1 rRNA gene is annotated in these 256 nt (G+C 53.9%); it reads left to right on the forward strand.

From position 1 onward, the window contains the following. Positions 1-256 (forward strand): 23S ribosomal RNA (locus ABWW33_RS33055); the annotation flags it as partial.

Here is a 256-nt window from a genome sequence, read left to right on the forward strand (position 1 = left end):
TATTCCTGCACCGTCGTATGATGCGATGGGGGGACGGATCGCGGAAGGTTGTCTGCCTGTTGGAATAGGCAGTTTCTGGTTCATAGAAGGCGCTTAGGCAAATCCGGGCGCGGGATTCAAGGGACTGGGACGAGGCACTTAGGTGCTGAAGCAATCGGAAGTGGTTCCAAGAAAAGCCTCTAAGCTTCAGTCATACGAGACCGTACCGCAAACCGACACAGGTGGGCGAGATGAGTATTCTAAGGCGCTTGAGAGA

It is taken from the genome of Duganella hordei, from assembly GCF_040369125.1.
GTDB lineage: Bacteria > Pseudomonadota > Gammaproteobacteria > Burkholderiales > Burkholderiaceae_D > Rugamonas > Rugamonas hordei.